The organism is Actinomadura rubrisoli (genome assembly GCF_004349215.1).
Classification (GTDB): Bacteria; Actinomycetota; Actinomycetes; order Streptosporangiales; family Streptosporangiaceae; genus Spirillospora; species Spirillospora rubrisoli.
The window spans coordinates 1-3,600 of record NZ_SMKU01000552.1 but is presented as its reverse complement, the minus strand read 5'-3'; the positions used below and the strand labels follow the sequence as shown (position 1 = coordinate 3,600).

The window sequence follows — 3,600 nt, the reverse complement described above, 5'->3', positions numbered from 1 at the left end:
GCCCGCCCTCCGCCGCGCGGCCCGCCTTTCGCCTCCCGGGGCCCGGCTCGTCCTGCTGCCGCTGCCGCTCCCGCGCCTGCCCGCGTCAGGCGGGGGCGATCCTGATGGGGACGCCGTTCAGCCACGCCATCCCGGCGAGCCGCTCCAGGTCGGCCGGATCCGGCGAGGCCAGCAGGTTCACGTTCGCGCCGCCGGCGCCGTTCGCCCTGCGCCAGCCTCCGCGATGACCCCAGCCGTGCGGGACGGCGACCGTCCCCCCGGTCATCTCGTCGGTGACCTTCGCCGGGATCCCGATGGACCCGTGCGGCGATGTGATCCGGCAGAGCGCCCCGTCCTCGATCCCGTGCTCGGCGGCGTCCTTGGGGCTGATCCGCGCCGACTGGCCGCGCCCGCCCCGCATGAGCGCCGGAGCGTTGTGCATCCAGGAGTTGTGCGAGCGGATCTCGCGCAGGCCGATCAGCCTCAGCGGGAAGCCCGCAGGCGGCTCCGGTGCCGCGGCGAGGCGCCCGACCTCGGCGACGATCTCCGGCGGGGCCAGGCGCACCCGCCCGTCCTTGTGCAGGATCCGGCGGCGCAGCGTGCCCGTCCTGTGGTGGCCGGCCAGGACGATCCCGTGCGGCGCCGCCCGCAGCCGCCGCAGGCTGAGGCCGCCCCGGCGCAGCCCGTACCAGTCGCCGGACGGCCCGGTGGGGAGCAGGACGTCCACCAGGCGGCGTGGAGAGGGCCGGACGCCGAGCCGGTGCGCGAGCCGCTGCGGCCCGAACGCGCCGATACCGAGCCCCATCCGCTGGGCCAGGCCGTAGGTGATCTCCCACTCTTGGCGGGCCTCGCCGCGCGGCGGGACGACCGCCTCCGTCCACGTCACGAACGGGGTCAGGTGGTTCTGCAGGAAGGGCAGCGGGAAGACCTCGCGCTCCAGGAACGTGGTGGCGGGCAGCACGTAGTCGGCCTTGCGGCCGGTGTCGCCGACGTAGAGGTCGATGCAGACCAGCAGGTCCAGCTCGTCCAGCGCGGCGTCGAGGGCGGCGCTGCCCGGGACGCTGAGCAGCGGGTTGCCCGCCGAGACCAGCAGGGCGCGCAGGCGGCCGGGGCCGGGCGTGGTGATCTCCTCGGCCATCACCCCGGCGGGGAACGTGCCGAGCACGTCGGGGTACCCGCCGACCCGCGAGCGCGTCCTGCCGTAGGTGGCGAGGCCGGACAGCCGCAGGATCTCCTCCACCCGCATGGGCGCGGTACCGAACACGGCCCCGCCCGGCCGGTCGAGGTTGCCGGTGACCAGCGTGACGGCGTCGATGAGGAACGCGGTGAGCGTCCCGTGGCGGCCGAGGCAGGTGCCCGTCCGCCCGTACACGACGGCGCGCTCGGCGGACGCGAGGTCCCGGGCCAGCGCGCGGACGGCCGGCGCTGGGACGCCGCTGCGCGCCTCGCCGTCCTCGGGCGCGAAGCCCGCGGCCAGCTCCCGCAGCCGGTCCGCGCCGGTGGCCTGCCGGGCGCACGCGGCGGCGTCCTCCAGGCCCTCGGCGAAGATCACGTGCAGGAGGGACAGCAGCAGCCAGGCGTCCCCGTCCGGCGCGACCGGCAGATGCTCGTAGGCCCGCGCGGTCTACGACGTTGCCGTGCGACACCAGCGGGTTGGCGCCGAGCATCAGCAGCAGGCCGGTGCGCTTCAGGTCGGGGATCGGCACCAGCACCGGCGACCCGTACAGCAGGGCGCTCGCGGCGAACCGGTTGTTGACGTCCTGCGAGCCCGCCGAGTACAGGTGGGGTGACTTGAGCGCGGCCATGAACCCGTTCAGCGACAGCGGATGGCTGTAGGAGAACGTGGCCGGGTTGCCGAAGTACCAACCGATCGACCCCCCGCCGTGCTCCTTCCGGAGCGCGTTCAGCCGCCGGGCGATGCCGGTGAGCGCCTCGTCCCAGCTCACGCGCTCGAACTCGCCGTCGGGACGGCGCCGCAGCGGGTGCAGGACGCGGTCCGGATCGTTCTGGACCTCCGTCATCGCGATGCCCTTTGGACAGGCGAACCCGTTGGACAGCGGATGCGCCCTGTCGGGACGGATCCGCAGCAGCCCGCCGTCCTCGACGGTGGCCTCCAGCCCGCAGAGCGGCTCGCGGATCCGGCAGTAAGTGGACACTTTCCGAGTTCCCTGCCCCACCGCCCGGCCGGCCCACCAGCGCCCTTCGTGCCCGCACCACCCGGGCCGGGCGCGTTCCCGTCCGGCACGGTGATGCGCGCATGATCGTTTCCGGGCGCGCGGAACCCTAGCGTCGTTCCCGTTCACCACGGGAGACGAGGAATTCCATGCACATCCTGATCAAGACGACCCTGACCGCCGCCGCCACCGCGCTCGTCACCGGCGGCCTGGCCGTCCCGGCCATGGCCGGCACCGAGGCGAAGGCCGCCTCATGCGCGTCCGACCGGGTCTGTTTCTGGACGAAGACCAACTACCAGGGGGACATGTTCTCCGTCCCGTCCAACGGCCAGTGCAAGAACATCCCCGCACGCTGGGACAACACCGCCTCGTCGCTCATCGTCGGCAGCAGGGCGATCATCTCCTCCATGCGGACCAAGAAGGACTGCAAGGGCGACCCGTCGCCGAGCTACACCCACGGCGCCCGCGTCCCCGACCTCGGGAACTTCAACAACAAGATGAGCTCGGTCACCGCCTGACGCGCCGGCGCCGGGGGCGGCTCCCGCCCCCGGCGTCAGCCGATCACGTGGCGGTCGTAGCCGAGGCGGGCCAGTTCCTCGAACGCCGCCCACGGCGCCGCCGGGACGGGCATGGGCACCTGGAAGCCGCGCTCGGCGTACACCACCATCCGCTGGAGGTCCCCGACCATCAGCTCGATGAACTGCCGCTCGTCGCCGCCGTCCAGGTAGGAGTCGTAGCCCAGCTCCGGGGCGGCGGCCAGCCAGCCGACGCCCGGCCACTGGCGCCGGGCCGTCGCCAGCGCGCGGCGCGTCATGTACGGCTTGGCCACCAGGATCCCCCGCCGCACGCCGATGCCCCGGCCGTCCAGGAGCCGCCGGGTCGCGGTGATGTTCTCGCCGGTGTTGGACGCGGTCTCCTCCAGCAGCAGCGCCTCGTCCGGCACCCCGTGCGCCCGGACGACACGGGCGAAGGCCCGCGCCTCCGTTTCGTCCCACCCGGTGGTTATTTTGCCGTTGCCGCCCGAGACGACCAGGAGCGGCGCCCAGCCCTCGTGCCAGAGCCGCGCGGCATGCGCCGCCACCCGCGTGTCGTGGCACCCCAGCGCGAGGATCACGTCAGCCTTGGAGAGGGGGTCGGCCAGCACGAGGTGGTCCCAGACGATCCGGGCCAGCTCGCGCGCCCGCTCGTCCACCGCAGGTCCCGCACGCCGTCCACCGTGAGACTCCATGGACCGATTGTCTCCGGTGATCCGCATGTCGGGCTCCCATCCGGCAGATCGGCCAGGTAGCGTTCAACTGTTTCGCTACTTACGCAAGAATCATGTGGAACTCGACCGCGAAAGGACGGGGTGGTGTGATCACAGTCCTGGTCCTCGTATCACTGGTCGCCCTGTTCGGCCTGTGCCTGCCCAACCTCTTCCGCCCCATGGCGTCCCCCCTACCCGAAG

3 protein-coding genes and 1 pseudogene are annotated in these 3,600 nt (G+C 73.2%); 1 reads left to right on the top strand and 3 read right to left on the bottom strand.

Going from position 1 to position 3,600, the window contains the following annotated elements; all coding sequences use genetic code 11:
- Positions 1–85: 85 nt before the first annotated feature.
- Both E1298_RS51480 and E1298_RS51475 read right to left on the bottom strand, forming a co-directional pair.
- Positions 86–1,537 (bottom strand): molybdopterin-containing oxidoreductase family protein, encoded by a 1,452-nt coding sequence (locus E1298_RS51480; protein ID WP_279499676.1) that lies wholly within the window; start codon positions 1,535–1,537, stop codon positions 86–88.
- 139 nt (positions 1,538–1,676) lie between these two features.
- Positions 1,677–2,135, bottom strand: a pseudogene (locus E1298_RS51475) (molybdopterin-dependent oxidoreductase); the annotation flags it as partial.
- Between the two features lie 167 nt (positions 2,136–2,302).
- Here E1298_RS51475 and E1298_RS45120 point away from each other — a divergent pair.
- Entirely contained in the window at positions 2,303–2,671 is a 369-nt protein-coding gene (locus E1298_RS45120; protein ID WP_131903517.1) for a peptidase inhibitor family I36 protein, read from the top strand.
- Between the two features lie 35 nt (positions 2,672–2,706).
- Here E1298_RS45120 and E1298_RS45115 read toward each other — a convergent pair whose 3' ends face one another.
- Positions 2,707–3,381 (bottom strand): YdcF family protein, encoded by a 675-nt coding sequence (locus E1298_RS45115; RefSeq protein ID WP_165975964.1) that lies wholly within the window; start codon positions 3,379–3,381, stop codon positions 2,707–2,709.
- Positions 3,382–3,600 lie beyond the last annotated feature (219 nt).